Genomic DNA, 25,671 nt, shown 5'->3' on the forward strand with positions numbered 1-25,671 from the left:
GGCAGCCGTTACCTAAATAACGGATATACACACCACCTCCCCGCCAAAAACTACCCCCCACAATTCCCACCAATCACCTCCCCCGCAAACGCCTTACGCACAAACGGCGTCGAGTCCACGAGCGAACCATTGACCGTAGCGGAGTGATCAAGCTCAGGATAGAAATGCCATTCGATCCGATCCCCCACCTTGCACGCATCCCTGACGAGCGCCTTTTGCCCCGGCACAAACACATCCCGATCCTGTCCCCCCGTACCGATGAACACCGGAATATCCGTCTTCAACGTCGGATACGCCGACTCACGATAAACCTTGTCGAGTGCCACTTTCGGCGAACGCTTGAAGCTGTCATTGAAGCTGAGCCCATCCGCCATCACCCGCTGCTCAATAGCATGCAAGCAATCACGCTGACTGCTCTCAAACGCCGGCATCGCACGCTCACTCAAGTAGTCGGCAGGCACGAATGCAGGATCAAAAAAAGTGGCCGTACTCAGCCGCAGCAGGTTGTAGGCAAAGGTCGGCACCACCGAACTGCGTGCCTTTTCCACCTCGGCACTGTCACCCGTTTTATGGGCAGCTGCGTAAGGCGTCCCCGTCGCCACCACCCCCACGATATTCAACTCGGGCGCGTAGTCTTTCGCATAGACCGCCGTGGCAAACGCAGCACGGCCGCCCTGTGACTGGCCGAACACCACCACCCGCTTGGAGAGTTCGAAATCACCCGCCATCACCGCACGAATGCTGTCGAGCACACCATAAGCGAGCGGACTGGTCAGCCCATACGGATGCAGGCCAGGCGTCCCAAGCCCTTGATAATCGGTGGCGACAATGGCGTAGCCCTGGGCCAGCCAATAATTGAGATACCGCGTATCCCGCGGGCTGCGCCCGGCGAACGATGGCGCGCAGATATCGGCGCTGCCCACCGTGCCGTGAGCCCACGCCATCAACGGCCAGCCACCCGGCGGCGGTGTGCCCTTGGGCAGGAACAGCGCACCGGAAACGACAATCCGCTTGTGGGTATCGAGACCGTCGGTGGAGGTGTACAAAATACGGATGTTCTGCCCTGCATCGGCCAGGCTTTGCTGCTCGGTCAACGGCTCACGGCGCAGCATCTGCCCGGGTGAGGCAGGCAGCTTGTCGGTCCAGGTGTAGAACCCGGGAACGCCACCGTCGCCAACGGGGGTTTGCTCAGCACTCACACCACTGCATCCCGCAAGCAAAATCGCCAGCGCAAGCGATAACCGTCGCGACATCACCAGCCCTCTTTCAACATCCGCAACTCCAGGTACTGCAACAGCATGATGGTCTTGCCGTCGACAATCTCGGCACTCTCTACCATGGCCAGCGCCGCCTCAAATCCCAACTCCAGTACTTCGATATCCTCGCCCTCATCTTCCAGCCCGCCGCCATCACTGACCCGATCACCGGGCTGATATTCGCCGATGAAAAAGTGAATGCGCTCCGTCACCGAACCCGGGCTCATGAAGGCCGAATAGATCTTTTCTACATGCCCCACACGGTAGCCCGTCTCTTCTTCCGCTTCCAGGCGAATGCGTTCCTCGGGGCTGGCGTTGTCCAGCAAGCCGGCGGCGGATTCGATCAGGTAGCCGTGGTAACCGTTGACGAAGGTGGGCATGCGGAACTGGCGAATCAGCAACACCGTGCGCCGCTCGCGGTTGTACAGCAAGATGGTCGCGCCATTGCCCCTGTCATAGACCTCGCGGGTCTGGGACTGCCAGCTGCCGTCGCGGCGGCGCAGGTCGAAGCTGTATTTTTTCAGCACGTACCAGTTATCCGAGAGCAGTTCTTCAGCGTGGATACGAACGGGGCTGTTTTCCATGGCGAGGCCTTTTGTCTTGTGTTATTCAGCATGTCGTGCAAAATCGTGCACAGTCAAGAAAAAACGTGCAGGAAGCTATCGATGCTGACCCAACAACGCAAACAACACCTGCTGGACACGCTGCACCGCGACGGCCGGCTGATTGCCAAGGAGTTGAGCCAGGCATTGGAGGTTTCCGAGGACACGATTCGCCGCGACCTGCGGGAAATGGCCAAGGAAGGTTTGCTGCTGCGGGTGCATGGCGGCGCCTTGCCGGCTTCGCCCGCAATGGCGGATTTTTCGGTACGGGAACACCTGGTGCCCGAGGAAAAAATCGCCATTGGCCGCGCGGCAGCACAACTTGTGCAGCCCGGCCAGGTGGTGTTTATCGATGGCGGTACCACGTGCCTGCAACTGGCCCATCACTTGCCCGCGGACCTGAGCGCCACCGTGGTCACCCACAGCCCGTCGATTGCCATGGCCCTGGTGGATCATCCGCAGATTGAAGTGATCATGCTCGGCGGCCGGCTGTTTCGCCACTCTTTGGTGGGGGTTGGCGCGGCCACGCTGGAGGCCATCGGCCGAGTAAACGCCGACCTGTATTTCATGGGGGTGTGCAGCGTGCACCCGAGTGCCGGGCTGTCTACCGGCGATTATGAAGAGGCGGTGGTCAAGCGCGCGCTGTGCCACGCCGCCGCTGAAACCATCGTGCTGGTCACCTCGGAAAAGCTCAATACCGCATCGCCTTACCAAGTGGTGGAGCTGGCACAGGTCAGCGCGATCGTCGCATTGGCCAGTACGCCGCAGGCACTGCTACAACCCTATGAGGCCCAGGGGCTGACGCTTTATCTTGCGTGACCGTCAACACTCCTTGATGGCCTTCCATGATGCGGCGACTTGCGTAGCGTCCGAGGCTTGGACCCGCGCCAGGTCAACCGGATACTCGACATGCGGATTCTCAGCGAAACGCGTGGCGGTGAACTGGCCGTTACTGGCCCGCAGGCTTCTATCCGCGCGTGGTCCAGGAAGCCGATCAATTGCATACCCTGATTGGTCTGGTGGCGTGTGGGTTTGGGGTGGCACTGGTACCAGAGTCGATTGCCCGTTCGATCATTGGTGACAAAGTAGTGTTTGTTCCCCTCTCCGTCTCGCCTTCCACCCTCGGGCTCTACCTCAATTGAAGCACCGACAATCCCTCGCCATTACCCGGACACTTCTTCTCGGTACGGGAAGGAGCCCTGTAATACTTTGCAAGCAATGCCCGATGACGGCTGTCTAAATACTTCCTGCACAGCCAAGGCATCTGTTAAAACCCGTGCTTTACCTCTGTCCTGGAACCTTCATGTCTTCACGTTTCCTGTCCCGCCTCGGCCTGCGCTGGTTTCCCCTGCTGTGCATGGCGGCCTTGATCATCGGCCTGCCCGTGGGGTGCGCGGTGCTGCAACACAAGGAGCGCGAACTGCTGTTTCGCGTCGAGCCGGGCACAGCCAGTTGGTACAGCGGGTTGCCGCGTGATGTGCAGGAGTTCGACCTGAAACCGGCAAGTTTCAAGTCCGGGCAAAATATTCACGGCTGGTGGTGGCCGGCGACGCAGAAGGGCGCCCCGGCAATTCTCTATTTGCACGGCGTACGCTGGAACCTCACCGGCCAGCTGTTTCGCATCGAACAACTGCGGGCCCTGGGTTTCTCGGTATTGGCCATAGACTACCGCGGCTTCGGCCAGAGCCGGGGTGACCTGCCTTCGGAAACCAGCGTGTACGAAGATGCGCGTATTGCCTGGGAACGCTTCCAAGTGCTGCAACCCGACCCCGCCAAACGCCTTATATACGGGCACTCCCTGGGTGGCGCTGTGGCCATCGACCTGGCGGCAGAGCTGGGCAAACAGGCCGCGGATGACCATGTGCCGCCCCCGGTACGCGGGTTGGTCATCGAATCCACCTTCACCTCCCTGGCAGATGTAGCCACGGCGGTGGCCAATACTTCATTGCCGGTGCGCTGGCTGCTGTCGCAGAAGTTCGATTCCATCGACAAGATCGCCGATATCCACATGCCGCTGCTGGTGGTTCACGGACTCGCCGATGCCTTCGTGCCACCGCGCTTCAGCCAGCAATTGTTTGATGCCGCGCAAGAGCCCAAGCATCTGTTGCTGGTGCCCGGCGCTACCCATAACGACAGCATGCGGCTGGCTGGGCGCACCTATCGCCAGGCCCTGGATAACCTGATGCAATCGAAGCGCCCAACCCAAGTGGCCGGTCCCTCTACAGGGCGCCCGAACGACTCGTAAATCTGCATTTCGGCACCGGTTTCGCCGGTGCCTGTCAAGGCGCAAAGCCTGCCCATACTGGTCATAAACAGCGACTGATCAAATATTAACCGCCGGTTAAATCGCCATACCCGCCGGGCTCAAGGGAAGTTATCCACAGAGATACCCACGGTTTTCGTGGACAACTCTTTTTATTTTTTTACGATTTTTTTGCTCAGTAATGCTCCGTTGGAACGCTTCACGGCAGCTAAAACGCCTGCATCACCTCGCTGGCCGAAACCACGGCCCTGGCGACCGAACACGCTCATGAACCTGCGTGGTTTGGTCATGATTTTCAGCACATTCGACAGGACGTCTGAGGTGCACAGCCACCCATTGCGTTTCCGTCGAATGCTGATTAATCTCGCACAAACACGCATTAACGAGCATAAACATGCATAACACCCATGCCGCCGTCGACCTGCCCTCCCTGCGCAAACAAAAAATCCTGTTGCTGCTGGAGCGCGACGGCAAGGTCACCGCCTCGGAACTGGTGGAACATTTCGCCGTTTCCCAAGACACCATTCGCCGCGACCTCGGCGAACTCGCCTCCGCCGGTTTGCTGCAACGCGTGCATGGCGGCGCCCTGCCGCGACCAAAGGACACGGGCAAGGACTTCTTCACCCGGTTCGGCGAAACCACCGCGACCAAACGCCACCTGGCGCAACTCGCCGCTGATCGCGTGGAAGACGGCCAGATCGTGCTGTTCGACTCCGGTACCACCACCCTGCAAATCGCTCAGTCTTTGCCGCACTCCATCAAGCTGACCGCCGTCACCCACTCACCGATGATTGCCATCGCGTTGTCCGAGCACCCCAATGTGACGGTGATCCTCGCTGGAGGCCAACTCAACCCGGTGACCATGGCGGCCAGCGGACACGAGGCGTTGCGGCTGATCCAGGGCATCAAGGCCGACCTGTTGTTCACGGGTGTGTGCGCCCTGCATCCACAGGTCGGCATCAGCTCGCTGCACTTTGAGGAGGTGGCGGTAAAACAAGCTATGCTCGACAGCGCCTCCCACGTGGTGGCCGTCACCCTGGCCGACAAACTGGGCGCCGTGGAGCCATTTGTGGTGGCACCGTGCAGTCGCATCCATACCTTGATTACCGAGTGGCATGTGCCGCCGGGCAGCGTCGAGGCTTATGAATGCCTGGGGCTGGAGGTGATGCAAGTGGATGCCTGACAACCCGCCCCATAACAGGCCAGGCCCGGTCGCCTGTGCAGAGGAATATTCCCATGGCGTTTCCCGTGCTGATCCTGGATGCCCCCAACCCTCCCCTGCTCCATGATGAGATCGAACGGTGCCTGGCATACGGGTTGGAAATCACCCTCAACCTGCACTACTTCGCCGACCAGCAAAGCATCAAAAAACAGTACGCCGGGCGCATTCAGTTCGTGGATATCAACTGCCACGACACACCTTCGCTGATCAGCGCCGTGGTCAACGCCGGTGGCTACAGCGTCCTCAAGACCCGCTTGAACATTCCCCTGGGCGCTGCACTGATCAACGCCGCGGCCTCACCTGGTCTAAGCAGCCCGTTGCAGGCGATCGCCCAGGCCGGCGTCGGGCTTAACCATATCGACTTGCAGGCCGCCGCCGAGCATGGCGTGGCCGTGCTCAATACCCCGGGCTCCAACGCAACGGCCGTGGCGGAATATGTGCTGGCACAAACCCTGTTCCTGTCTCGGGACCTTAACCTCTACAACACCCAAACCCATCAAGGCCAGTGGTCGAAAGGCCTGCTCGCCCCCGCTTTGCAAATCGCCGAGTTGACGCTGGGGCTGGTGGGCACCGGCAGGATCGCCCAGGTGCTCGCCCATAAGGCCCGGGCCTTGGGCATGCACGTGATCGCCACCGGCTCGGAGCGATTCACCCGGCAGGCCGCCGCGAACCTGGGCCTGCAATGGCGCGCCACACTCGGCGAATTGCTGGATGAGGCCGATGTCGTGTCCATTCACACGCCGCTCACCCCGCAGACCAAGGGCTTGTTCGACAGCACTGCATTCACGCGGATGAAGCCGGGGTCGATCCTGATCAATACAGCCCGTGGCGGCATTGTCGACGAGGGCCAGTTGGCGACGTTCATGACGCGCTTTCCCGGCCATATCAAGGGGGTCGCCATCGATACCTTTGCCAGGGAAAAAAATCAGTTCGAATCGCCTTTGACGGGTATCACCAACGCAATACTGACGCCACACATCGCGGGCAATACCCGTACCGCAATCACCGAGGCGTCAGCGCAAATCATTGACCACATTCATGCCTTCCACCCAGCAAGGCTTGAAGGCTGAGGGCATCCGCGACCGCATGGCCACTGGCGGTGTTGTCAAAAATGCACCAGGTGGGAACGCCCTCGGTTGACGATCTTTGCATCGCCCCGCACAAGGCGTGTAATCGATCCATTTCGTAGGCGCTGTGATAGATACGCGGCGAACCGTGCAGGCGCCAATAACTCATGCCTTGCCAGCCTCTCGGTACGTCACCTTCAGCGATCACCGGAGGGTCGGCGGCCACCCGTCCTATCTGGAAATCCTGCAATAAATCTTCGGCCTGCACCCAACTGGCATGCCGCGGCTCAAGCACCACATGGCCGCCAAAGCGTTGGCGCAAGGCGGTGAGGAAGCCCCCCGCGATGATCGGGTCGTAGCTCAATGAAGGCGGCAATTGCACCAACAGGCAGCCCAGGCGATCACCCAATCGCACGCATTGTGAAAGGAATTCATCCAGCGCCGTACCACAGTCATGCAGACGCAACTCATGGGTTATCAGTCGAGGCACCTTGACCGAAAAACCAAAGCCCGGCGGCACCGATTGGGCCCATCGCTCATAGGTTTGCGGCCGATGGGGACGATAAAAGGAGCTGTTGATTTCAACCGCATTCAAGCATGCGGCATAACGTTGCAGATGGGTGCCCTGCCGGGGAAAGCGAGGCCATTGCTCACGAGGCAGGCTCCAACCGGCACACCCCAGAAAAATCGGCATCAGAACAGCACCGACGCTGCATCCCGCATGAAGATCTCCACCGTCTTCGGCCCGACGCCTTCGAACCCGTTCAAGCGCTTTTCAAACTCCCTTCGGTCGGCACTGCCATCGAGGATATGGCTGATCTTACCGCCGTACTCCGCATTCAATTTGCTACTGAGGTCCAGCAAGCGTTGCGCCGTGCTTTCGTCGTAACGCACGTAATGCGCCTCGCCGAGCATGGCCACCAACTCACGGGAGGTGCAGTGTTGCAGTTTGCGCGGCGTGTCCCGGCCATGCTTCACCACTATCACCTGATAGGCCTGGGCCGCGATCTGCGCCTGAATGCGCTTGCCCATCAAGAAGCTGGCGATAAACCACTTGAACAGTGCGGTGTCATCACCAGGCCTGAGTTCGATACCCAGCTCACCGGCGCTGATGGATCGGCCCATGGAGGTTCTCCTGCTATTCAACGGTCAGGCTCCAGCCTCGGAGCCGTTATGCAGCAGAGCCCATGATTTTTTGATAGTTCAAGGAAATTGCGTGGGCTGCGGTCGGGAGAAATAAGCGCAAATTAATTTAAACCTTTTGCTCAGGCACCCGCTCAACAGTCAGGTAACGGCATCGCGCCATTCTTCAGAAGAAGCGTCATGAAGCACGCGCTGAAGCCGCGTCTTCGGACAACGTCGAACTGAAGGCTTTCGCCGAGAAGACGCTGCCGACGCTCGAAACCCATTTGAAGATGGCCAAGGAACTGCAGTCCCAGCACGCCAACTAATCATCTACCCACTCAGGAGACACTCGACCATGAGTTCGCAACTGAACGGCAAAAAGATTCTGATCATCACCTCCAACACAGGCATCGAACGCGACGAATTGCTCAAGCCGCTCGAAGCCCTGCGCGGTTTTGGCGCTACGGTAACCCACGGCTCGAGCAAAGGTGGCAGCACCCAGACCTTTCTCCAGGACACCGAAAAAGACAGGACAGTGGAGTCCGATGCCAAGCTTTCGGACTTGCACGGCAGTGATTTTGACGCACTGGTCATCCCCGGCGGCACCGTCAATGCCGACACCCTGCGCCAAGACGCCGATGCCTTGCGTCTGATCAATGATTTCGTCAAGGCCGGAAAAACTGTCGCCGCCATCTGCCACGGCCCTTGGGCCCTGATCGATGCCGGCGTGATCGAAGGCAAGACCCTCACCTCCTACAAAAGCGTGCGTACCGACCTGGTCAATGCCGGCGCAGCCAACTGGGTGGATGCGCAGGTGAAAGAATGCCCGGCCAATGGCTGGACGTTGATCACCTCGCGCACGCCTGATGATTTGCCTGCGTTCAACGAGGCGATTGCCAAAACCCTGGCGGCTTGACGCCACCCAACGCAAACAGGCGCCCTTGGGCGCCTGTTCTTTTTCGATTCTGTCTTAGCTTTTGCCGTGCTCAACGGTGTGTGTCGCGCGGTTCACCCCCTTGGGTCCAAACAGCGCCCATAGGATCAGCCCCAGCAGCGGCATGAAGATCAGCACCACCAACCATAAGCCCTTGGTTTCCCAGCCACTGCCACTGCGCAGCACACTGTTGATCGCCCACAGTTCCAGCAGCACCAGAATCACCGCCAAGCCAATCCAGACATATTCGATTTGCATGATTCATCCTCCTGAGGTCGTATGGGTTAGGTCAAGCAACGCGCCCGAGGGTTCATTAAAATTGCAGCGGATGGCTCTCGCCCAACGGTTGCGGCACATGCGCCGTAACCTTCTAGACTCAACGGCACGTCACCTCTTACCCACGGAGGCCCAGGATGACCGAGCACATCATCCACTTTCACTGCCAGATCGATCAGGGCACTACCGAGCGCTTTCGGGATTGCTGCCTGGACGCGATCGAGCAAGGCGCCAGCTCGTTGCTGTTGAACCTGTCGACCACCGGTGGCAGCACCAATTTCGGCTTTACCCTCTACACCTTCCTCAAGTCCCTGCCGGTGCCGCTGTGTGCGATCAATGCGGGCAATATCGAGTCCATGGGCATCATCATGTTCCTGGCGGCCGGTCGCCGGATCACCACGCCTCATTCCCGCTTTTTAATCCACCCGATGAACTGGTACTTCAACCAGAGCTCCGTCGATCACCAGCGTCTGCGGGAATACCTCTCAAGCCTGGACAACGACCTGGCGCGCTACGTGAAAATCTACGAACTGGAAACCGCCAACGCCGACACGCACCTGGATATTTTCAAGTGCCTGTCGGCCGAGGAAAAAGTCATCGCCGCCCACGAGTCACTGGCCTACGGGATTGCCCATGAGGTGGAACAGATCGTGTTTGCCGACGACATCAAGCACTGGAAAGTCAGCGGCGGCTGAACAAGGCCATTCGTCGCATGGCCGGAAACTTTTTCAAACTTTGATTTGGCTGGCGGATTCCCAATTAGGCAACACCATTGATTCGCTCATCATTGAGGGTTTTGAAAATGGCTAACAGTGGAAAAACCACCCCAGGCGCTGGTCACAAGGATCAGCAAGAAACCACGCGTAAAAGCGGCGGCCAGGGTTCAGGCGGCAATGTCGCCCATGACCGCGCAAAGGCTTCTGAAGCCGGCAAAAAAGGCGGGGCTCATGGCCACGCCCCAGGCGCCAAGAAGTCTTGATTGAGGCGTCGCCGAAGCCCGGATGTGGTCCGGGTTTCGGTCCCAATCGCCAAGAGGGATTGAGTCATGAAGACCAGCATTTCCCAAAGGATCGTACTCGCCGCCAGCCTGACGCTCGTACTGTATGCCCCCGCCTACGCAGCCTTCGGCGACAACACCGCCCCCGAGGCACCCGCCTTGAGCGGCAACAGCCCACCCGGCTCGGCGCTGCCGCCCGGCACCTATCCCAGCAGTCCTTCAGGGGCCGACAGCAGCGGCAACAAGGGCGCTGAAACCAAAGCACCCGCGCCGTCAAAGAGCGTGAAAAGCACCCGCCACAAAGGCACCTCGACCCAGCATCCCGCCCGCAGGAGCGGCAAGAAAACCGCTCCTGCAGCGGGAAGTTGAGCAACTAGAGCTCGCTTGGGCCACCGATAAAGTCCAGGCGCACGTTCAACCACTGCCGAACGATTTCCCGGGACGCTTGCCGGGCATCAACAACAGAGAAGCCCCGCTCGCGCTGCAACCAGTCGCTCGTCGCTTGGCGCGCCGGCTCAATGGCCGCCAGCGCCTGCTGGCGTTGCTTGGCGGGCCATTGTTTGTCAGCGCCCCAGTTGCGCAGGGTTAATTCAGGATCCTGGCCCTTCCCTGCGGCGCTTGGCTGGAGAAACAGCCGAGGCGACGCAGTGGCCTTGAGCGAAAGAGCGCTCCAGTCGGCATAGCTGGCGAAGCGGATCGTGCCCTCGTTCTGCGAGGCCGTGGACAAAGGCTCGGTCAAACTGTCGTCCAACCGCTTCCATGCCGGCTGTGCAAACAGATCACCTTGGGGGGCACAGATCGGCGCAAAACTGTCGCGGGTGGAACCGTACAACGACCCGAACGACTCATACGCGACCTCGCCCTGCCGGCTGAAGACAAAGCAGTGCACATAGGGGCGCTGGTCGGCGAACAGCTGATACTGTTGGCGCTCAATCATCATGCGCAGCAAGGTCAATGTCACCCGGTCACGGCTGACGGCGGGATCGTTTTGCAGGTCCTGCCAGATCGACCAGGGAAAACTGTCTTCCTTGAGTGCAACGATGACCTGCCTGCGATTCTCCTCGGCCTCATTCTCCGTGACGCCACTGCCGGGCTCAAAACGCTGCAGGTAAACCAGCCAGGCGGCGGCCAGTTCGTTCATCGGGTAGCGCCTGAGCCCTTCTGCTGCCTGGGCCGGATGGTATGGAATACTGGCAATGATTGCGTCAAGGGCAGCGGTGTCTTTGTGGGTGATGGTTCCCACCTCGACCACTCGCTGGCTCAGTTGGGATTGAAGGCAGCCGGGCAGTTGTTCCGGGGTACCGGCACACGCGTTGCGAGTCTGCAGCCAGGTGCGCTGGCCACGGCGTAGTTCGTCGCGCTGGTCGGGTGCCAGTTTGGCCATTGCCTGGCTGTAGTACACGCCCAGCGTAGTGTCGAGTTCGCTTAATTCAGGGCTGGCGCAAATGGCCTTTTCCACCACCGTGGAGGCCTTTTTACAATCGAAGGACGCGCCACTGGCAGGCATCCCTGCGCCCATCAGCACGCCAGCGAGCAACAACATTGGATAGGCAGAATGAATACGTCGGGCCATGACTTTCCTTGGGTGAGTTCCTTTCAAGGCGCTTATTGTGCCGACGCGATTGCCAATGTCCAGTCTGCCGGCACAGCGTTACGAAGTGCTTGCCATCGGGGGCCGGTCGCATGCCAGCTCACGCTCAATCTGTTCGATGCTCGGCAGGCTGGTTTGCAGCTCTGCAGGCAGTGACTCCACCAGTTGATACTCGGCAACACCGATAGGACGCGAGCTGTCACGCAGGGCGTATTCGGCCACTACTTCGTTCTTGCTCTTGCACAGCAGCAGGCCGATGGTGGGGCTGTCCTGCGGGTGCTTGAGCTGGGCGTCTACCGCCGCGAGGTAAAAGCCCAACTGCCCCAGATGGTCGGGTTTGAATTTGCCGGCCTTGAGTTCGATCACCACATAGCACCTCAGCTTGAGGTGATAAAACAGCAGGTCGACGAAAAACTCCTCGCCCCCTACGTCCAGCAATACTTGCCGCCCCACGAAGGCAAAACCGGCGCCCAGCTCCAGCAAAAAATCGGTGACATGTTTGACCAGGGCGTTTTCGATTTCACGTTCCTGCGCGTCAAGGGACAGGCCGAGGAAGTCGAAACGGTAAGGATCTTTAAGTGATTCGCGAGCCAGGTCGGATTGGGCTTTGGGCAGCAGTCCCTCGAAGTTGCTGACCGCATTGCCGCTGCGTTCCAGCAGGCGACCTTCGATTTGCATCACCAGGATGTTGCGCGACCAGTTGTGTTCGATGGCCTGAGCGGCGTACCAGCGACGGGTTTCAGGGCCGGGCAACTTGTCCAGCAGCGCCAGTTGGTGATACCACGGCAATTGTGCAAGCACCCCTTGCACAAATTCCCCGTCCGGCCACGCCTCCGCAAATGCACGCATGTACTTCAGGTTGCGCGGCGAAAAACCCTTCATCTCCGGAAACGCTGAACGCAAATCCTGCGCCAGCCGCTCAATCACCTTGGTCCCCCAGCCCTGCCGTGCTTGCCGGGTCAAAATATCCTGGCCGATTTGCCAATACAGCAACACCAGCTCGCGATTTACCGCCAGGGTGGCGCGCTGCTGGGCAGCGTGGATTCGCCCCTTGAGATCAGTCAGCCAGTCGCTGTATCCCTCGGGTGGTGTGGTCAGGCTATCGGGGGGCTCGCGCATTCCGTTTCCTTCGTGGGTTTGGCAGGCGGCCGATAGTAGCGGGGGAAAAATGCGTGATGGGCCAGCAGAATGCTTTCGATACAAATCAACTGGAACCGTACCTTCAGGCGGATCAAGGGGTGCCTCAGCATGCGTGCTGTGGTCAAATGAGCCGGTCACTTCCATGGTTATTCCCGATCTATGAACGCCGCACCCACCGACGACAGCCAGGCATCCACCGGGGACCGCATCCTGTTCCTGCTCAAGACCCGTGGCCCATTGAAAACTACGGACCTGGCGGCACTGCTGGACATCACCTCCGAAGCCGCCCGCCAGCAAATCCAGAAGTTGCAGGTCGCGGAGTTGATCGTCGGTGTATCGGCGCCCATCTCGGGTGCCGGCCGGCCATCGTTGAAGTGGACCCTGACCGAAACCGCCCAAAGCAAATTCCCCGATTCCCACAGCGTGCTGACGTTGCACCTGATCGAGTCCATCGAAGGGATTTTTGGCAGTGAAGGCGTGGAAAAAGTCATCGCCAGCATGGAGGCAACCGCCAAGCACGAATACATCCAGGCCTGCTCCGCCGCATCCAGCTTGCAGGAGAAAGTCGAGATCCTGGTGCAGATTCGCGAGCGCGCCGGGTACATGGCACAGATGGAGCCGCTGGACGATGGCTGGCTACTGGTGGAAAACCACTGCCCGATCTGCGTGGCCGCCCGCAAATGCCAAGGGTTCTGCCGCTCGGAGCTGCAGATTTTCCAGGCCGCGCTGGGCGATGAGAATGTGGTGGAACGGCGCGAGCATTTGATTGCCGGGGATCGACGCTGCGCCTACAGCATCCAGCCTCGCCGCCCGTAAGAAAGAGGCTGCGATGGGCTGCGCAGCAACCGCAATTCCAGCGCCGCAGTGTCCCGGATACACCAACGGTTCAGGACTCACCATTGCTGCGCAGTCCATCGCAGCCTAAGCCTCAGGCCGAAGTCAGGCCCATTGCAGGTTGAGAACCACCCGGCAGCCATGCCTCGACGCTCATCCAAACCTCCTTGTCTGCTGAAGGGCAAATCAGGCTCTCGGCATATAACCAAGAACATGCTTGGATAATACGGTGAGCGCTTTAACTTACACAAGGCAAACTTTTAGATCCGGTAAACGTTGTTGCCCAGTGGGTCGAGCAGAACCTCAAGGCACCGGCAACCACCCACTGAACCGTCCCTGGCTATCCAGCGCGCACCAGGCGAAATCCCCGGGCAGCGGCGGCAGTTTCTGCAGCGGTACGCCGCTGCCCTGCTTCCAATCCACCACTGGCAGGGGTGAACCTTGCCAGGCCAGGACCAAGCCCCGGGCCTGGCTGATGTCATCGCTGACCCAACGGGCCGCCGCCGCTGTCATGAACGCTTCGATGGGTTCATCATCGATCTGCGTGCGATACACCGAGCCGAGCAACCAACGACATACGCTCACATGGTAAGTCCAGTTCAGGGAGGGACGGTTGCGGTAGGCCCAGGTCATGAAACTGCGAAACAGGTTCAAGCCCTCCGGCGGGTCGAGCTTGAGCAAACCGGGGCAGATGTCGAACAAGGTGTGCCAATACGGCAGCAACCGTGCATCCAGGTGGACGAAACAGCGGGCGTTACTCGGGTATTCGACAGACGGCAACAACACGTCGCCTCGCGACGGACGGCGCGACGCCTTGCTGACCAGGCGGGCAGCGCCGGAAGGCAGGATAGAGCTCATGGAACGCACTCACACTCGTGACGATAGAACGCCTCCTGGTAACAGGAAGCCCAAGGCACACGTCAGAATGCAGGGGAAGCGCGAGGGTTGGCCGAGGGCCAGGAATACCGCGGAGGCGCCTTGTTACGCTGCTCATGGGCCGGGCGCGGCTTTTGCCCAAGGCCCAACAGCCAGGCCAGGCAAAACAGGAAGACGATGCCCAGGGTCACGGCGGAGCACACCGGGCAGGCGAAGAAGTTCGACCAGCTGCTGGCCGTCGGATTACCCAGGCCGGCATCCGAGGACGGCGCCTTGGTGCCCAGGCTTGAACAGAACTGCCCGCCCAGGCCATTGAGCTCCAGGCCCATCATCTGCCCATGGCCCAAACCGCAGACGAACACATTGAACAGGACGCAAAAATACAGGGTCCAGGCAACAAGTGAGCGGTCCGGGCGGGTCAGTTTCATGGCGGCGACTTTACCACAGCTCCTGTATCCGGCCCTGCCTGTGACAGAACGTCGCAGATTACGCCCGCAGGCCCAGGTTGTTAGAATGCCACGCTCTCCTCGCCTGATTTAACGCTTCGTGGTACCCAGGCGCTTCACAGGATGCACAGTTGATGAGTACGTTATTCACCCGCCGCAAAGTCCTCTCCGGCATGGGATTGCTGGGACTGGGCCTGCTGGCCGGCTGTGACAACAGCCCGAAACTGAACTTCAAGTACGGCAAGGATCTGAGCGACAAGATCATGGGCCGTACCTTCAAGCTCAAGAACACAGACGGCGAAACCGTCACCTTGAGTTCCTTCCGCGGCTTGATGCCGGTGGTGTTCTTCGGCTTCACCCAGTGCCCGGCCGTGTGCCCGACCACCCTGGCGCGCATGGCCCAGGCGAAAAAACTGATGGGCCGCGACGGCAAGATCATGCAGGTGGTGTTTATCACCCTTGATCCGGAACGCGACACACCCAAGATTCTCGACGCCTACGTCAAGGCCTTCGACCCGAGCTTCGAAGCGCTGTACGGCACCCCGGAAGAAATCGCCGTGGCCGCCAAGGAATTCGGGATCTTTTATGAAAAGATCCCCGCCGGCGACAGCTACACCCTCTCCCACACCGCCACCAGCTTTGTGTTCGACACCCGAGGCACCCTGCGCCTGGGCCTGTCGGCCTCGCTTAACGCCAAAGAGTGCGCAGAAGACCTGCTCACCGTCATGGAGGTCTGCTAATGACTGCCGTTCAACACCTCAAACGCTTCGCCCTCGGTCTTTCCCTGCTGGGCCTTGCCGCACACGCCAGCGCACAGGCCGTGGTCACCGACGCCTGGGTACGCGCCTCGGTACCGGGCCAGCCGTCCAGCGGCGCATTCATGACCGTCACCGCCGACAGCGACAGCAAACTGCTCAGCGTGGCGTCGCCGGTCGCCAAGACCGTGCAGATCCATGAGATGACCATGAAGGACGACGTGATGCGCATGGGCCCCGTGGATTCGGTGCCGTTGCCTGCCGGCAAGGCCGTCAAGCTCGACCCGGATGGCTATCACGTGATGCTGATCGACCTCACCGCCCAGATCAAGGAAGGCGACCAGGTGCCGCTGACCGTCACCGTGGAAAATGCCAAGGGCGAAAAGCAGTCGATTGAAGTCAAGGCCCAAGCCCGTGCGTTGAACTCGATGGAAACCATGGATCACAGCAAGATGCACTAAGGCGCAGATCAACATGTGGGAGCCCGCTCCCACATTGGTCCTTCAGTGTCTGAAAAATCGGGCGTCCACTTCATACTTTTTTCGTCTCGCCTCAACACTTTCTATATATTTTCAATCTGCAAAACAACTCGTTAGCCTGCGCAAGCCGGACGCGTCTCCCTGTCGCCGTCCGGCCAGATAATTCTAAAAATAAGCAGCAGACAACGGGAATAACAATGAACAAATCCCCCATTACCCTGGGCCTGACTTCGGCCACCCTCGGTTTGACCCTCGCCTTCCCAACCTTTGCCGAAGCTGACTTTTTTGAAGACAGCAAGGCCGACCTCGAATTTCGCAACTTCTACTTCAACAGCGATTACCGCCAGCCCAACGCGAGCCAGTCCAAGCGCGATGAGTGGGCCCAAGGGCTGATCCTCAATTACCAGTCGGGCTATACCGAAGGTTTGGTGGGATTTGGCATCGATGCCATCGGCCTGCAAGGCCTGAAACTCGACTCAAGCCCAGACCGCCAAAACAGCGGCCTGCTCCCCGTCGGCGAGGATGGCGCACCGGACAGCTACAGCCGAATGGGCGCCACCGCCAAGGCGCGGATCTCCAAAAGCGTACTGAAATTCGGCACGCTGATCCCCAAGCTGCCGACCGTGCTGCCCAACGACGGCCGGCTGCTGCCCCAGACTTTTCGCGGCACCCAACTGACCAGCCAGGACATCGCCGGCCTGACCTTCGACGCCGGGCGCCTGACCCGCAACACCCTGCGTAACGACAGCGGCCATGCAGACATTGAAGTCGACGGTAAAGGCATCAAGGGCGCCGTGCCCAGCGATAAATTCGACTTCGCCAGTGCCAGCTACGCCTGGACCAAAACCTTCGTCACGGGCTACCACTACGCCAACCTCGAAAACAACTACAAGCAACACATCTTCAACCTGGTCCACACCCTGCCATTGGGTGACGCCCAGTCGTTCAAGACCGACCTGCGTTACGCCGACTCCAGCAAGGAAGGCAACAGCAACATCGACAACCAGGCCTTCGGCGCCAAGATCACCTACAGCCTCCACGGCCACTCGTTCGGTGCCGCCTACCAACGCATGAAAGGCACCACCGGCTTCCCCCACCTGGACGGCACCGACTCCTACCTCGTCAACTACGTGATGATCTCGCCGGACTTCGCCAACCCCGAGGAAAAATCCTGGCAGGCCCGCTACGACTATGACTTCGCCGCCCTCGGCATCCCCGGCCTGACCTTCATGACCCGCTACCTCAAAGGCGACAACTTCGTACGCACTCGCACCCTGGAAGGCACTGAGTGGGAGCGCAACACCGATATCGGCTACGTGTTCCAGAGCGGCGCCCTGAAGAACCTTGAGGTGAAATGGCGCAATGGCACGTATCGCAGCAATGGCAGCGGCAGCGATATCGACCAGAACCGCTTTATCGTCAGCTACACCCTGCCCCTGCTGTGATTTTTTCCGGAGCGTTGCACATGAATAGCAAAAAAAGCCTGATCCACCTGGCCGTCGCCTTTGCCCTGTTCAGCAGTTACGGCGCCTACGCCGCCGACACCGGTGCGTTGCCTTGCAACACCACCGAAGAGTGCGCGGCCCAGGCGGCCAAAGTCGGGGCCACGCCGGGCTCCTCGCAAAGCGCCCACAAGGCCAAGGGCGATTCGACCCAAACCCAGTTCGCCTGGCTGAACCGCATCAACAAAGCGTCGATCGTGATGCTCACCGAAGAAGGCATCGTCAAGCTGGACATGGGCCACAAGATCGCCGGCGGTGTGCGCTTCGCCATCGACCAGGCCGACCAGCCCGGCGGCAAACGTCCGGACGATGTGCTGCAACTGGAAAAAATCATGACCGACAAGATCGGTCCTGAAGCCTCCCTGATCCACTCCGGCCGCAGCCGCCAGGACATGCTCGCCACCTACCGCCTGGCCAAGTTGCGCTCACAGGTGCTGGCTTACAGCAATGCGCTGAACGCCACCCGCCAGCGCCTGTTGAACATCGCCGAGAAGAACGTCGACACCCTGGTGCCCGCCTACACCAATGGCGTGCAGGCCATGCCCATCAGCTACGCGCACTACCTGCTGGCGTACGAAGCCGCGTTTGATCGCGACGGCCAGCGCATTCGTGAACTCTACACCCGCCTCAACCTGAGCCCGATGGGCACCGCGGTGCTGGCGAACTCTGCTTACCCGCTGAACCGTGAACGCCTGGCTGAACTGCTGGGCTTTGACGGCGTGCGGGAAAACTCCCTGGATTCGAGCCAGGTGTCGACCTACGACATCCCGATCGAGGCGGCCAACCTGGCGGCGTCTTCGGCGATCCGTATCGGTGCGATGATTGGCGATATCCATACCCAATACCATCAGATCCGCCCCTGGCTGCTGCTGGACGAAGAGTCCACCTACACCAGCAGCGCGATGCCGCAAAAGCGCAACCCGGGGTTGTTGATGCGCACCCGGGAATCGGCCTCGGACGTGGTCGGACTGGCGCAGACCGTGACCTTGCGCGCGCACAACGTCACCACCGGCATGACCGACTACAAGTTCGCGTTTGATTCACTGGGGTTGTTCCAGTCCACCGATGAGATGTTCAAGAGCATGGACGCGGTGCTGGATGCGCTGCAAATCAACCCGCAGCGTGCGCTGGATGAGCTGGAGTCGGAGTGGACCACTTCGATGGAGTTGGCCGACACCCTGGAGCGCCAGTTCAAGGTGCCGTTCCGCATTGGTCACAGCTTCGCGTCGCTGATCGTCACCGAGGCGCGCAGCAACGGCACCACACCAAAGACCTTCCCGTATGCCGACGCGCAGAAGCTGTACACCCAGGCGGCGGACAACTACAAATGGACGCCGAATACCTTGCCGCTGGATGAGGCTGGCTTTCGCGCGGCGCTGTCGCCGACCACGATGGTCAAGACCCGCAAAGGCACGGGTGGGCCGCAGCCGGAAGAGGTCAAGCGGATGTTGGTGGAAGCGCGCAAGAACCTCGATGCGGACCAGAGCTGGTTGAAGGAACGTCGTGAGAGGCTGAAAGGTGCTGAAGGCAATCTGGACAAGGCCTTCGACAAGTTGCTCAACGCCAAGGGCTGAAATGCAATCTAACTGTGGGAGCGGGCTTGCCCGCGATAGCGGCGTGTCAGACAACAGATTTATCGACTGACATACCACTATCGCAGGCAAGCCAGCTCCCACATTTGATCTGCTGTTACCTGAGGAATGTGCTCGGCTCAGTGACTCAATCCGCGCTTCAACACCTCGCGATCAATCGACTTCTGCCACCCGCATATCGCCAGGCACGCCACGCAATTGCCCAGCACATTGGTCAACGACCGGCACTTCATCAGCCGCTCCACCCCCAACAGCAACCCCACCCCTTCCAGCGGCACCAGTTGCAGGATGTTCAAGGTGGCAATCAGGGTAAACAGCGCCGAGCCCGCCACACTGGTAGACCCCAGCGAGGTGAACAGGCAGATGACCAGTACCGCCAGCAACTCGGGAACCGCAATCTCGACCCCAGCCAAATGCGCCAGAAACATGATGGCGGTGGTCAGGTAAATATTGGTGCCGGCCAAGTTGAACGTATAGCCGGTGGTCAGCACCAACCGTACTAACTGGCGATCACAGCCCAGCGCTTCAAGTTTGCTGACACAACCGGGAAGTGCTGCCACTGATGAGCCGGTAAACGTCACCAACAACAACTCTTCTTTTAAATAAATAATTAACCGAGTCAATTTAACGCCGACCAGGCGCGCAATCGTCGCAAACACTAAGATCACGAAAGCCGCGCACGCCAGGTAAATAACCACAATAAACTTAAACAATGGCAAGACAGAACTTACACCGTACTTCCCCACCACAAATGCCATCGCACCAAAGGCCGCCAGTGGTGCGAATTTCAAGATAAAGCGCAATAGCAAGAACAGCCCGGTGACGGCTGCTTCCAGCCAGCCGAGGCAGCGGTTGCCAACCTTGCCACCACGCCCCAGCAGCAGCCCGCACAGCACCGCCACCAGCATCACCTGAAGCACCAGACTCTGGGTAAACACCCTGTAAAGGCTGGATGAAATCGAGGGTATGGACAGCTCATGCAAGAGCGTTTCCGGCGCAACAGCCGGCGTCAGGTGGTCAAAATCCAGGTTGGCCACTGGCGTAGGGTCCAGGCTGAACAACCACCCCGTCGACATTCCCAACACCAATGCGGCCAGGGACATCAGCTGGAAATACACCACGATGCGCCCCACTGCATGCCGATGGTGAGGCTCGCGCTTGATACCCGCCACACCCGTCGACACCAACACAAACAACAGAAACGGCATCAATAACCCGACCACTTTTATAAAAGCGTCACTGAGCAGTTTCATCTCGACCGCCACCCCCGGGTAAAACAGCCCCAACACCATGCCAAGTGCAATGGCAAGCAAAATAGGCAATGTGGCGTTATTGGAAAGTCGGGACGGCATCAATGCTCCAGGGTCTTTTTATTTATTGTTATTGTCGGATCAAGCCACTTTCGGCATATTGGTTGCCAAGGCGCATGCTGGCCACAAATAATAAAGTCTTGTCACGAGATATACCACCATGGAACTTCGCCATTTACGTTATTTCATCATGGTGGCCGAAGAGCGACATTTCACCCGCGCCGCCGCCCGCCTGAACATGCAACAACCGCCCCTCAGCCAACAGATTCGCGCCCTGGAACAAGAGCTGGGGTTCGACCTGTTCAAGCGCCACCCCAAGGGCGTCGACCTGACGGCCGGCGGGCTGGTGTTTCTTGATGAAGCGCGAGCCATCCTCGCCCGCGTCGAGCAAGGCTCCCTCAAGGCCGCCCGCGCCGCCCAGGGTATCGAAGGCACACTGGTCATCGCCTTCACCAGCTCCGCGGCCGCCCACCCGCTGATCCCGCGCATCATCCGCGCCTACCGCGAGCACTACCCGGGCGTGGAACTCTCGATCAACGAAGGCAGCGCCCGGGAAGTCACCGAAGACACCATCGAAAAACGCATCGACATCGGCATCCTCCGCGCCCCGGTGGGCGACCACCAGAGCCTGACCTTCCACCGCCTGCTCAACGAAGAAATGCTGCTGACCCTGCCCGTGGGCCACCCGCTGTTCAAGGGCCCCGAGCCAAAAATCACCATGTCCGACCTCAAGGACGAACGCTTCATCCTCGTCCGCCGCCCCGGCGCGCCGGGGATGTACGCCAACCTGATCAAGGCCTGCCAGAACGCCGGCTTCGAGCCGAAGATTGCCTTTGAAGTGGAGCGCATGCTGACCAACGTCAGCCTGGTGGCCGCCGGTGAAGGCATCTCGGTGGTGCCGGCATCGATGCGCGATGTGCACCGCGAAAGCGTGGTGTATTGCCGGATCAGCGATGCGCGGCCACGGTTATTGGCGCCGATCACCCTGGTGCGGCGCACGTTCAATCCGTCGGCGCCGTTGCAGAATTTCATTGGGTTGGCGCGGGAGTTGGCGGGGGTTTATCGCAAGGGTTGAAGGCTGATGAAACGTCAATCCACCACAAATAACTTCGCCCCAATGGCCGTGGAGGAGCGATGCCCTTCCATGTCATTGCCCACCTGATAACTCATCCCGGCAGTCAGCGGTTCAAGGCGCTTCGGTGAGCGAGGTGATCCGGTGGTTGCGTACGGAGTTCAATACCCACGACAACACATGACCTGTGGCGAGGGAGCTTGCTCCCGCTGGGCTGCGCAGCAGCCCCAAAAAGGTCAGCGAGGTCTTTCAGTCAGATTGCGATAGCTTTATTGGGGCCGCTTCGCGGCCCAGCGGGAGCAAGCTCCCTCGCCACAGCAAGCGCCCTCACCACAGCAAGCGCCCTCACCACCGTTTTTTTCCGTGTCAGCGCGAACGGCGCAGGTGTTTGCGCATAGGAATGCAGGCCAGCTGCAACCCTGATGGCGAATGATAGATGGCCTGCTCTGCCCCCACATACCCACACCGCCGATAAAAATCCGCCGCGTTCAACGTCGCGTCCAGGATCACTTCTTCAATCCCCAATTCCTGCGCCAACGCCTCCAGATACACCAGCACCTGCTTGCCAATCCCACGTCCGGTAAACCCTGGCAGCACAAACAGTGCACCGATTTCGTTGTTCGCCAAATCCAACATCCCTGTGGCCACAGGTTCACCGTCCACGCAGCCCAGGTAAAAAGGCTTGTCCATCAACGCGTCATAGCCGTCCTCGGCGGCGCCCCGGGTCCACACCATCATCTGCTCGGACGTATAGGCGCCGATGCATTGGCTGCGTATGGCCAACCGGCGAATGTCGAAGGCGGTCTGTGCATCTTCCAGCGTGGCGCGTCGTATCTCGAGCATTTGTCCCTCCATGGACGTCAGGCGTTCTCGTCACCCGGTCGGGTAAACGAATAGCGGTCAATATCGGTCCTCAACTGCCAGCCCTGGCCCTGCCAATAACGGGCAGCGCTGTCATTGGTCTTGAACACATCCAGGTGGCATTTACGGATGCCCCATTGCGCAAGGCTGGTGAGGCAGCGCTCTACCAGCGCGTTCGCAATGCCCTGGCGCCGATACTCGGGCAGCACCAGCAGATGCTGCAAATAACCGCGCCGGCCATCGTGCCCACACATCACGCACCCACCCAGCACCCCGTCGATCTCGGCCACGAAACTCATGCCGGGATTGCGCGCCAGGTAACGTTCGGTGGCCTCGCGGGAGTCGGCGTCGCGTAGGGAGATGCCGGGGGTGTTTTGCATCAGTTCAAGCACGGCGTCGTAGTCGGCGGCGCTCATTACGCGAAGAGTGACCATGGTGTTCAAAACCCTCTGAGTTCGCGTTGAGTTTGCCTGCACTTGTGCCGGTCGCGCACGCATAAATACACGACCGGATGACCGCTCGAGTTAACGCAGCTGAAACCAGGTGGTTTTCAGTTGTGTGTACTTGTCAAAAGCATGCAGCGACAGATCACGCCCAAACCCGGATTGCTTGCCCCCACCGAACGGCACCGCCACATCCAGGGCGTCGATGGTGTTGACCGAAACCGTCCCGGCATTCAAGGCTCTGGCCACGCGGTGCGCACGGTTGAGGTCATCGCTCCATACCGAGGCCGCCAGGCCGTAGACACTGTCATTGGCCTGCTGTATCGCCTGCTCTTCCGTGTCGAAGGCGCTCACCGCAAGCACCGGGCCGAACACTTCATCACGGGACAGGGCCATATCGCGGGTCACACCGGCAAATATGGTTGGCTGGATAAAGTTGGAGGAGCCATTGATGCTCAACTGCTCTCCACCACACAACAGCCTGGCGCCCTCCCCTTGGGCCTGGCTGATGGACTGCATGATGCGCGCGGTTTGCTGACTGTCGACGATTGCACCGGCGGCACTGCCAGGGTCCAGCGGATCACCCGGCATCCAGGCCCGCGACTTGGCGATCAGGCGCTCAACGAATTCGTCATGGATGGAGCGTTGCACGTAGAGGCGGGAGTTGGCCGAGCACACTTCACCCTGGTTGAAAAAAATGCCGAAGGCCGCCTTCTCCGCAGCGAGGTCCAGGTCCTGACAGTCGTCGAACACCAGGTTCGGGCTCTTGCCACCGCACTCCAGCCACACCTGCTTCAGGTTGGACTGGGCGGAATACTGCATAAAATACTTGCCGACCTGAGTGGAGCCGGTGAACACCAGGCAATCCACGTCGGGGTGCAGCCCGAGGGCCTTGCCGGCACTTTCGCCGAGGCCGGGCACCACATTCAACACACCCTCCGGGATACCCGCTTCCAGGGCAAGCTGGGCCAGGCGCAAGGCAGAAAACGGCGACTGCTCAGCGGGCTTCAAGACCACGCTGTTACCGGCCGCCAATGCCGGTGCGAGTTTCCAGGCGGCCATATCCAGCGGGAAGTTCCACGGCACTACCGCCGCGATCACCCCCAGTGCTTCACGCGTGATGGTTGCCAACGCGTTGTGAGCGGTGGGCGCGACTTGATCGTAGAGTTTGTCGAGGGCTTCGCCGTACCAGGCAAACACATTGGCGGCGCCGGGCACGTCAACGTTGTAGGCGTCCATCACCGGCTTGCCCATGTTCAGCGAATCGAGCAGCGCCAGTTCTTCGCGGTGGGTCATCAGTAACTCGGAGAGCCTAATCAGGATCTTCTTGCGCTCCACCGGCGGCATCCGCCGCCAAGGGCCAGTGTCGAAGGCCTGGCGTGCGCTGCGCACGGCCAGGTCGACTTCTGCGTCACCGCAGGCTGCAACCCGCGACAGCAACTGCTGGGTGGCCGGGTTGATGGCATCGAAGGTCGCCCCGGATGCCGCACTCACTGAGCGGCCACCGATCAGGGCGGTGTTGATGAAGGTCTGGCGGGCAACACGCTGTTGCCAATAGTTAAGGTCGAACACGTTGTACTCCCAATAAATGGCGATGGATAAACGAGGGGGTCACTCGGCGATCTGCAGTTCCGGCATCTTCACCCGCAGCCCCCGCGTGATGCCCAGCAGACACAGGAGCCCCAGCCCCATCCAGCACAGGCCGATGGTGAACGACAGGCTGGAAAGGCTGCTCCACAGCCAGATCGTGCTGAGGAACCCCAGCGCCGGCACAACGGCGTACAGCAGGTAGTTCTTCGTGCCGCGTAACTTCTGGTCGACCAGGTAGTGCTTGATCACCGCCAGGTTCACCGCCGAGAACGCGAACAGCGCACCGAAGCTGATCATGTTGGCGACGGTATCCAGCGTGATGAACAAGGCAATCAGCGAGAACAGGCTGACCAGCACGATGGCCGTGGCGGGCACGCGTTTTTTCGTCACCAGCTTGCCGAGCACGCGGGGCAGCGCGCCGTCACGTCCCATGGCGAACAACACCCGCGACACACTGGCCTGGGAGACCATCGCCGAAGCGAAGCAACCGGCGACATAGGTTGCGGTAAACGCCGTCACCAGCAGTTCGCCGCCCACCCGGCGCATCACATCCACCGAGGCGGAATCCGGGTCGACGAAGCTGTTCCATTCCGGGAACACCATTTGCGCGAAATACGAAACCAGCAGGAACAGCAGGCCGCCGAACAGCGACACCACCATGATCGCCAGCGGAATGGTGCGACGCGGGTCGGGGGTTTCCTCGGCCATGGTCGACACCGCATCGAAGCCGAGAAAGGACAGGCACAACACCGCGGCGCCCGCCATGATCAACGGCGCGCTGAAGCCTTCATGGTGGAATGGTGCCAACAGCGACACCGGTGCGGACTGCCCGCTGAGGGTGTGCACCGATAACGCCACGAACACCACGATGAACACCAGTTGGGCCACGATGAGTATCCAGTTGACCCGGGTGATGGACTCGATGCCCACCAGGTTAAGCGCCGTCACCAGGGCAATCGAGCCAAGCACCCACACGGCGGTGGGCACCCCGGGGAAGTACTCGGACATGTAGATGCCGATCAGTAAATAGCTGAGCAATGGCAGGAAGATGTAGTCCAGCAACAGGGTCCACCCGGCGATGAAGCCGAAGTAGGCGCCAAACGCCTTACGGGTGTAGGAGTAGACCGAGCCCGAATAGGGATGCGCCTGGACCATGCGCCCATAGCTATAGGCCGTCAGCAGCATCGCGGCGAGGGTCAGCATATAGGCGGTCGGCAAGTGGCCCTTGGTCATTTGGGTCACCAGGCCATAGGTGGTAAACACCGCCAGCGGCACCATGTACGCCAGGCCGAACAGCACCAGCCCGATAAGACCCAGCGGCTGCCGAAAGCGGCGGGACGAAGCGGTTTTGGGTGGGGGTTGATGAGGGGGCGTCGCGGTCACGTTCGTTATTGTATTCATGGGTGACTCCTGGAAATGGGGATGCAGGGCGTCGCGG

30 protein-coding genes and 2 pseudogenes are annotated in these 25,671 nt (G+C 60.0%); 16 read left to right on the forward strand and 16 right to left on the reverse strand.

Translation table 11 applies throughout. From position 1 onward, the window contains the following. Positions 1 to 50 precede the first annotated feature (50 nt). Positions 51 to 1,253, reverse strand: coding sequence for an alpha/beta fold hydrolase (locus LIY45_RS09310; RefSeq protein WP_226476096.1), 1,203 nt, complete (start codon positions 1,251 to 1,253; stop codon positions 51 to 53). After that, positions 1,253 to 1,840 carry a GDP-mannose pyrophosphatase NudK gene (gene nudK / locus LIY45_RS09315; RefSeq protein ID WP_226476097.1) on the reverse strand — a complete coding sequence of 196 codons (588 nt, stop codon included), beginning with the start codon at positions 1,838 to 1,840 and terminating at the stop codon, positions 1,253 to 1,255. Before nudK ends, LIY45_RS09310 begins: the two co-directional genes overlap by 1 nt. Before the next feature lie 81 nt (positions 1,841 to 1,921). Between nudK and LIY45_RS09320 the strand changes: the two genes are divergently transcribed. Continuing rightward, positions 1,922 to 2,677 (forward strand): DeoR/GlpR family DNA-binding transcription regulator, encoded by a 756-nt coding sequence (locus tag LIY45_RS09320; RefSeq protein ID WP_226476098.1) that lies wholly within the window; start codon positions 1,922 to 1,924, stop codon positions 2,675 to 2,677. A 3-nt stretch (positions 2,678 to 2,680) separates the two neighbouring features. Here LIY45_RS09320 and LIY45_RS09325 read toward each other — a convergent pair. Continuing rightward, positions 2,681 to 2,821, reverse strand: a pseudogene (locus LIY45_RS09325) (short-chain dehydrogenase); the annotation flags it as partial. Here LIY45_RS09325 and LIY45_RS09330 point away from each other — a divergent pair. Continuing rightward, positions 2,818 to 3,063: pseudogene (locus LIY45_RS09330) on the forward strand (LysR substrate-binding domain-containing protein); the annotation flags it as partial. The pseudogenes LIY45_RS09325 and LIY45_RS09330 overlap by 4 nt on opposite strands. A 98-nt stretch (positions 3,064 to 3,161) precedes the next feature. Then, the gene (locus tag LIY45_RS09335) at positions 3,162 to 4,103 is read left to right on the forward strand and encodes an alpha/beta fold hydrolase (protein ID WP_226476099.1); all 942 of its coding nucleotides are present in this window, start codon (positions 3,162 to 3,164) and stop codon (positions 4,101 to 4,103) included. 170 nt (positions 4,104 to 4,273) lie between these two features. Here LIY45_RS09335 and LIY45_RS09340 read toward each other — a convergent pair whose 3' ends face one another. Continuing rightward, complete coding sequence (locus LIY45_RS09340; protein WP_226476100.1) at positions 4,274 to 4,411, reverse strand: hypothetical protein; 138 nt, start codon at positions 4,409 to 4,411, stop codon at positions 4,274 to 4,276. Between the two features lie 104 nt (positions 4,412 to 4,515). On the opposite strand from LIY45_RS09340, the gene LIY45_RS09345 reads away from it, so the two are divergent. Further along, on the forward strand, positions 4,516 to 5,304 hold the full coding sequence (locus tag LIY45_RS09345; protein WP_093197648.1) for a DeoR/GlpR family DNA-binding transcription regulator: 789 nt from the start codon (positions 4,516 to 4,518) through the stop codon (positions 5,302 to 5,304). 53 nt (positions 5,305 to 5,357) lie between these two features. Then, positions 5,358 to 6,413, forward strand: coding sequence for an NAD(P)-dependent oxidoreductase (locus LIY45_RS09350; RefSeq protein WP_226476101.1), 1,056 nt, complete (start codon positions 5,358 to 5,360; stop codon positions 6,411 to 6,413). Here LIY45_RS09350 and LIY45_RS09355 read toward each other — a convergent pair. Together LIY45_RS09355 and LIY45_RS09360 are read right to left on the reverse strand one after the other, a co-directional pair. Continuing rightward, a complete protein-coding gene (locus tag LIY45_RS09355) occupies positions 6,367 to 7,104 on the reverse strand; it encodes a DUF72 domain-containing protein (protein WP_226476102.1) in 738 nt (245 codons plus the stop codon). The two genes, LIY45_RS09350 and LIY45_RS09355, sit on opposite strands and share 47 nt — an antisense overlap. Beyond that, positions 7,104 to 7,535 carry a DNA methylase gene (locus LIY45_RS09360; RefSeq protein ID WP_226476103.1) on the reverse strand — a complete coding sequence of 144 codons (432 nt, stop codon included), beginning with the start codon at positions 7,533 to 7,535 and terminating at the stop codon, positions 7,104 to 7,106. The genes LIY45_RS09355 and LIY45_RS09360 overlap by 1 nt, the downstream gene beginning before the upstream one ends. A 179-nt stretch (positions 7,536 to 7,714) precedes the next feature. Here LIY45_RS09360 and LIY45_RS09365 point away from each other — a divergent pair, with 179 nt between their 5' ends. Together LIY45_RS09365 and LIY45_RS09370 are read left to right on the forward strand one after the other, a co-directional pair. Then, complete coding sequence (locus LIY45_RS09365) at positions 7,715 to 7,861, forward strand: DUF4142 domain-containing protein (RefSeq protein ID WP_346269013.1); 147 nt, start codon at positions 7,715 to 7,717, stop codon at positions 7,859 to 7,861. Between the two features lie 29 nt (positions 7,862 to 7,890). Beyond that, on the forward strand, positions 7,891 to 8,451 hold the full coding sequence (locus LIY45_RS09370; RefSeq protein ID WP_226476104.1) for a type 1 glutamine amidotransferase domain-containing protein: 561 nt from the start codon (positions 7,891 to 7,893) through the stop codon (positions 8,449 to 8,451). A gap of 54 nt (positions 8,452 to 8,505) precedes the next feature. Here the strand turns inward: LIY45_RS09370 and LIY45_RS09375 are convergent, their stop codons facing one another. Then, complete coding sequence (locus LIY45_RS09375) at positions 8,506 to 8,727, reverse strand: PLD nuclease N-terminal domain-containing protein (protein ID WP_017475153.1); 222 nt, start codon at positions 8,725 to 8,727, stop codon at positions 8,506 to 8,508. Between the two features lie 155 nt (positions 8,728 to 8,882). Between LIY45_RS09375 and LIY45_RS09380 the strand changes: the two genes are divergently transcribed. The 3 genes from LIY45_RS09380 (at position 8,883) to LIY45_RS09390 (ending at position 10,111) form a co-directional block, all read left to right on the forward strand. After that, positions 8,883 to 9,440: an ATP-dependent Clp protease proteolytic subunit gene (locus tag LIY45_RS09380; protein ID WP_017475152.1), complete on the forward strand. Its 558-nt coding sequence runs from the start codon at positions 8,883 to 8,885 to the stop codon at positions 9,438 to 9,440. Positions 9,441 to 9,547: 107 nt separating this feature from the next. Further along, the gene (locus tag LIY45_RS09385) at positions 9,548 to 9,724 is read left to right on the forward strand and encodes a general stress protein (protein WP_226476105.1); all 177 of its coding nucleotides are present in this window, start codon (positions 9,548 to 9,550) and stop codon (positions 9,722 to 9,724) included. A 66-nt stretch (positions 9,725 to 9,790) separates the two neighbouring features. Further along, positions 9,791 to 10,111 carry a hypothetical protein gene (locus tag LIY45_RS09390; protein WP_226476106.1) on the forward strand — a complete coding sequence of 107 codons (321 nt, stop codon included), beginning with the start codon at positions 9,791 to 9,793 and terminating at the stop codon, positions 10,109 to 10,111. Between the two features lie 4 nt (positions 10,112 to 10,115). On the opposite strand, the gene LIY45_RS09395 is transcribed toward LIY45_RS09390, so the two are convergent. Beyond that, a complete protein-coding gene (locus tag LIY45_RS09395) occupies positions 10,116 to 11,315 on the reverse strand; it encodes a lysozyme inhibitor LprI family protein (protein ID WP_226476107.1) in 1,200 nt (399 codons plus the stop codon). Positions 11,316 to 11,393: 78 nt separating this feature from the next. Then, a complete protein-coding gene (locus LIY45_RS09400) occupies positions 11,394 to 12,452 on the reverse strand; it encodes a PDDEXK nuclease domain-containing protein (RefSeq protein WP_226476108.1) in 1,059 nt (352 codons plus the stop codon). 180 nt (positions 12,453 to 12,632) lie between these two features. Here LIY45_RS09400 and LIY45_RS09405 point away from each other — a divergent pair, with 180 nt between their 5' ends. Beyond that, complete coding sequence (locus tag LIY45_RS09405; protein WP_226476109.1) at positions 12,633 to 13,289, forward strand: metalloregulator ArsR/SmtB family transcription factor; 657 nt, start codon at positions 12,633 to 12,635, stop codon at positions 13,287 to 13,289. A 321-nt stretch (positions 13,290 to 13,610) separates the two neighbouring features. Here the strand turns inward: LIY45_RS09405 and LIY45_RS09410 are convergent, their stop codons facing one another. Together LIY45_RS09410 and LIY45_RS09415 are read right to left on the reverse strand one after the other, a co-directional pair. Next, the gene (locus tag LIY45_RS09410; protein WP_226476110.1) at positions 13,611 to 14,165 is read right to left on the reverse strand and encodes a putative natural product biosynthesis protein; all 555 of its coding nucleotides are present in this window, start codon (positions 14,163 to 14,165) and stop codon (positions 13,611 to 13,613) included. A 62-nt stretch (positions 14,166 to 14,227) separates the two neighbouring features. Continuing rightward, positions 14,228 to 14,611, reverse strand: coding sequence for a DUF2946 domain-containing protein (locus LIY45_RS09415; protein ID WP_017475144.1), 384 nt, complete (start codon positions 14,609 to 14,611; stop codon positions 14,228 to 14,230). Positions 14,612 to 14,763: 152 nt separating this feature from the next. Between LIY45_RS09415 and LIY45_RS09420 the strand changes: the two genes are divergently transcribed. The 4 genes from LIY45_RS09420 to LIY45_RS09435 all read left to right on the forward strand — a co-directional run bounded on the left by LIY45_RS09420 (position 14,764) and on the right by LIY45_RS09435 (position 18,939). Then, positions 14,764 to 15,369, forward strand: coding sequence for an SCO family protein (locus LIY45_RS09420; protein WP_017475143.1), 606 nt, complete (start codon positions 14,764 to 14,766; stop codon positions 15,367 to 15,369). Beyond that, positions 15,369 to 15,845 carry a copper chaperone PCu(A)C gene (locus LIY45_RS09425; protein ID WP_226476111.1) on the forward strand — a complete coding sequence of 159 codons (477 nt, stop codon included), beginning with the start codon at positions 15,369 to 15,371 and terminating at the stop codon, positions 15,843 to 15,845. The genes LIY45_RS09420 and LIY45_RS09425 overlap by 1 nt, the downstream gene beginning before the upstream one ends. 215 nt (positions 15,846 to 16,060) lie before the next feature. Next, complete coding sequence (locus LIY45_RS09430; RefSeq protein ID WP_226476112.1) at positions 16,061 to 17,308, forward strand: OprD family porin; 1,248 nt, start codon at positions 16,061 to 16,063, stop codon at positions 17,306 to 17,308. A 20-nt stretch (positions 17,309 to 17,328) separates the two neighbouring features. Further along, a complete protein-coding gene (locus LIY45_RS09435) occupies positions 17,329 to 18,939 on the forward strand; it encodes an argininosuccinate lyase (protein ID WP_226476113.1) in 1,611 nt (536 codons plus the stop codon). A gap of 137 nt (positions 18,940 to 19,076) precedes the next feature. Here LIY45_RS09435 and LIY45_RS09440 read toward each other — a convergent pair whose 3' ends face one another. Continuing rightward, entirely contained in the window at positions 19,077 to 20,309 is a 1,233-nt protein-coding gene (locus LIY45_RS09440; RefSeq protein ID WP_226476114.1) for a cation:dicarboxylase symporter family transporter, read from the reverse strand. A gap of 118 nt (positions 20,310 to 20,427) precedes the next feature. Between LIY45_RS09440 and LIY45_RS09445 the strand changes: the two genes are divergently transcribed. Further along, positions 20,428 to 21,342 (forward strand): LysR family transcriptional regulator, encoded by a 915-nt coding sequence (locus tag LIY45_RS09445; protein WP_226476115.1) that lies wholly within the window; start codon positions 20,428 to 20,430, stop codon positions 21,340 to 21,342. 363 nt (positions 21,343 to 21,705) lie between these two features. Here the strand turns inward: LIY45_RS09445 and LIY45_RS09450 are convergent, their stop codons facing one another. The 4 genes from LIY45_RS09450 to LIY45_RS09465 are packed head-to-tail and all read right to left on the reverse strand — an operon-like array spanning position 21,706 to position 25,634. Then, the gene (locus LIY45_RS09450; protein ID WP_226476116.1) at positions 21,706 to 22,182 is read right to left on the reverse strand and encodes a GNAT family N-acetyltransferase; all 477 of its coding nucleotides are present in this window, start codon (positions 22,180 to 22,182) and stop codon (positions 21,706 to 21,708) included. Positions 22,183 to 22,199: 17 nt separating this feature from the next. Further along, the gene (locus LIY45_RS09455; protein WP_226476117.1) at positions 22,200 to 22,697 is read right to left on the reverse strand and encodes a GNAT family N-acetyltransferase; all 498 of its coding nucleotides are present in this window, start codon (positions 22,695 to 22,697) and stop codon (positions 22,200 to 22,202) included. A 27-nt stretch (positions 22,698 to 22,724) separates the two neighbouring features. Beyond that, positions 22,725 to 24,215 (reverse strand): aldehyde dehydrogenase, encoded by a 1,491-nt coding sequence (locus tag LIY45_RS09460; RefSeq protein ID WP_226476118.1) that lies wholly within the window; start codon positions 24,213 to 24,215, stop codon positions 22,725 to 22,727. A 39-nt stretch (positions 24,216 to 24,254) separates the two neighbouring features. After that, the gene (locus LIY45_RS09465) at positions 24,255 to 25,634 is read right to left on the reverse strand and encodes an APC family permease (protein ID WP_226476119.1); all 1,380 of its coding nucleotides are present in this window, start codon (positions 25,632 to 25,634) and stop codon (positions 24,255 to 24,257) included. Positions 25,635 to 25,671 lie beyond the last annotated feature (37 nt).

Origin of the sequence: Pseudomonas sp. MWU16-30323, assembly GCF_020515595.1 — a bacterium.
In the GTDB taxonomy this organism is placed as follows: Bacteria; Pseudomonadota; Gammaproteobacteria; order Pseudomonadales; family Pseudomonadaceae; genus Aquipseudomonas; species Aquipseudomonas yamanorum.

Excerpts from the sequence above, each read along its gene's own strand:
- LIY45_RS09310 (WP_226476096.1), bottom strand. The coding sequence starts at position 1,253 with ATGTCGCGACGGTTATCGCTTGCGCTGGCGATTTTGCTTGCGGGATGC.
- nudK (WP_226476097.1), bottom strand. The coding sequence starts at position 1,840 with ATGGAAAACAGCCCCGTTCGTATCCACGCTGAAGAACTGCTCTCGGAT.
- LIY45_RS09320 (WP_226476098.1), top strand. The coding sequence starts at position 1,922 with ATGCTGACCCAACAACGCAAACAACACCTGCTGGACACGCTGCACCGC.
- LIY45_RS09335 (WP_226476099.1), top strand. The coding sequence starts at position 3,162 with ATGTCTTCACGTTTCCTGTCCCGCCTCGGCCTGCGCTGGTTTCCCCTG.
- LIY45_RS09340 (WP_226476100.1), bottom strand. The coding sequence starts at position 4,411 with ATGACCAAACCACGCAGGTTCATGAGCGTGTTCGGTCGCCAGGGCCGT.
- LIY45_RS09345 (WP_093197648.1), top strand. The coding sequence starts at position 4,516 with ATGCATAACACCCATGCCGCCGTCGACCTGCCCTCCCTGCGCAAACAA.
- LIY45_RS09350 (WP_226476101.1), top strand. The coding sequence starts at position 5,358 with ATGGCGTTTCCCGTGCTGATCCTGGATGCCCCCAACCCTCCCCTGCTC.
- LIY45_RS09355 (WP_226476102.1), bottom strand. The coding sequence starts at position 7,104 with ATGCCGATTTTTCTGGGGTGTGCCGGTTGGAGCCTGCCTCGTGAGCAA.
- LIY45_RS09360 (WP_226476103.1), bottom strand. The coding sequence starts at position 7,535 with ATGGGCCGATCCATCAGCGCCGGTGAGCTGGGTATCGAACTCAGGCCT.
- LIY45_RS09370 (WP_226476104.1), top strand. The coding sequence starts at position 7,891 with ATGAGTTCGCAACTGAACGGCAAAAAGATTCTGATCATCACCTCCAAC.
- LIY45_RS09375 (WP_017475153.1), bottom strand. The coding sequence starts at position 8,727 with ATGCAAATCGAATATGTCTGGATTGGCTTGGCGGTGATTCTGGTGCTG.
- LIY45_RS09380 (WP_017475152.1), top strand. The coding sequence starts at position 8,883 with ATGACCGAGCACATCATCCACTTTCACTGCCAGATCGATCAGGGCACT.
- LIY45_RS09385 (WP_226476105.1), top strand. The coding sequence starts at position 9,548 with ATGGCTAACAGTGGAAAAACCACCCCAGGCGCTGGTCACAAGGATCAG.
- LIY45_RS09390 (WP_226476106.1), top strand. The coding sequence starts at position 9,791 with ATGAAGACCAGCATTTCCCAAAGGATCGTACTCGCCGCCAGCCTGACG.
- LIY45_RS09395 (WP_226476107.1), bottom strand. The coding sequence starts at position 11,315 with ATGGCCCGACGTATTCATTCTGCCTATCCAATGTTGTTGCTCGCTGGC.
- LIY45_RS09400 (WP_226476108.1), bottom strand. The coding sequence starts at position 12,452 with ATGCGCGAGCCCCCCGATAGCCTGACCACACCACCCGAGGGATACAGC.
- LIY45_RS09405 (WP_226476109.1), top strand. The coding sequence starts at position 12,633 with ATGAACGCCGCACCCACCGACGACAGCCAGGCATCCACCGGGGACCGC.
- LIY45_RS09410 (WP_226476110.1), bottom strand. The coding sequence starts at position 14,165 with ATGAGCTCTATCCTGCCTTCCGGCGCTGCCCGCCTGGTCAGCAAGGCG.
- LIY45_RS09415 (WP_017475144.1), bottom strand. The coding sequence starts at position 14,611 with ATGAAACTGACCCGCCCGGACCGCTCACTTGTTGCCTGGACCCTGTAT.
- LIY45_RS09420 (WP_017475143.1), top strand. The coding sequence starts at position 14,764 with ATGAGTACGTTATTCACCCGCCGCAAAGTCCTCTCCGGCATGGGATTG.
- LIY45_RS09425 (WP_226476111.1), top strand. The coding sequence starts at position 15,369 with ATGACTGCCGTTCAACACCTCAAACGCTTCGCCCTCGGTCTTTCCCTG.
- LIY45_RS09430 (WP_226476112.1), top strand. The coding sequence starts at position 16,061 with ATGAACAAATCCCCCATTACCCTGGGCCTGACTTCGGCCACCCTCGGT.
- LIY45_RS09435 (WP_226476113.1), top strand. The coding sequence starts at position 17,329 with ATGAATAGCAAAAAAAGCCTGATCCACCTGGCCGTCGCCTTTGCCCTG.
- LIY45_RS09440 (WP_226476114.1), bottom strand. The coding sequence starts at position 20,309 with ATGCCGTCCCGACTTTCCAATAACGCCACATTGCCTATTTTGCTTGCC.
- LIY45_RS09445 (WP_226476115.1), top strand. The coding sequence starts at position 20,428 with ATGGAACTTCGCCATTTACGTTATTTCATCATGGTGGCCGAAGAGCGA.
- LIY45_RS09450 (WP_226476116.1), bottom strand. The coding sequence starts at position 22,182 with ATGCTCGAGATACGACGCGCCACGCTGGAAGATGCACAGACCGCCTTC.
- LIY45_RS09455 (WP_226476117.1), bottom strand. The coding sequence starts at position 22,697 with ATGCGTGCGCGACCGGCACAAGTGCAGGCAAACTCAACGCGAACTCAG.
- LIY45_RS09465 (WP_226476119.1), bottom strand. The coding sequence starts at position 25,634 with ATGAATACAATAACGAACGTGACCGCGACGCCCCCTCATCAACCCCCA.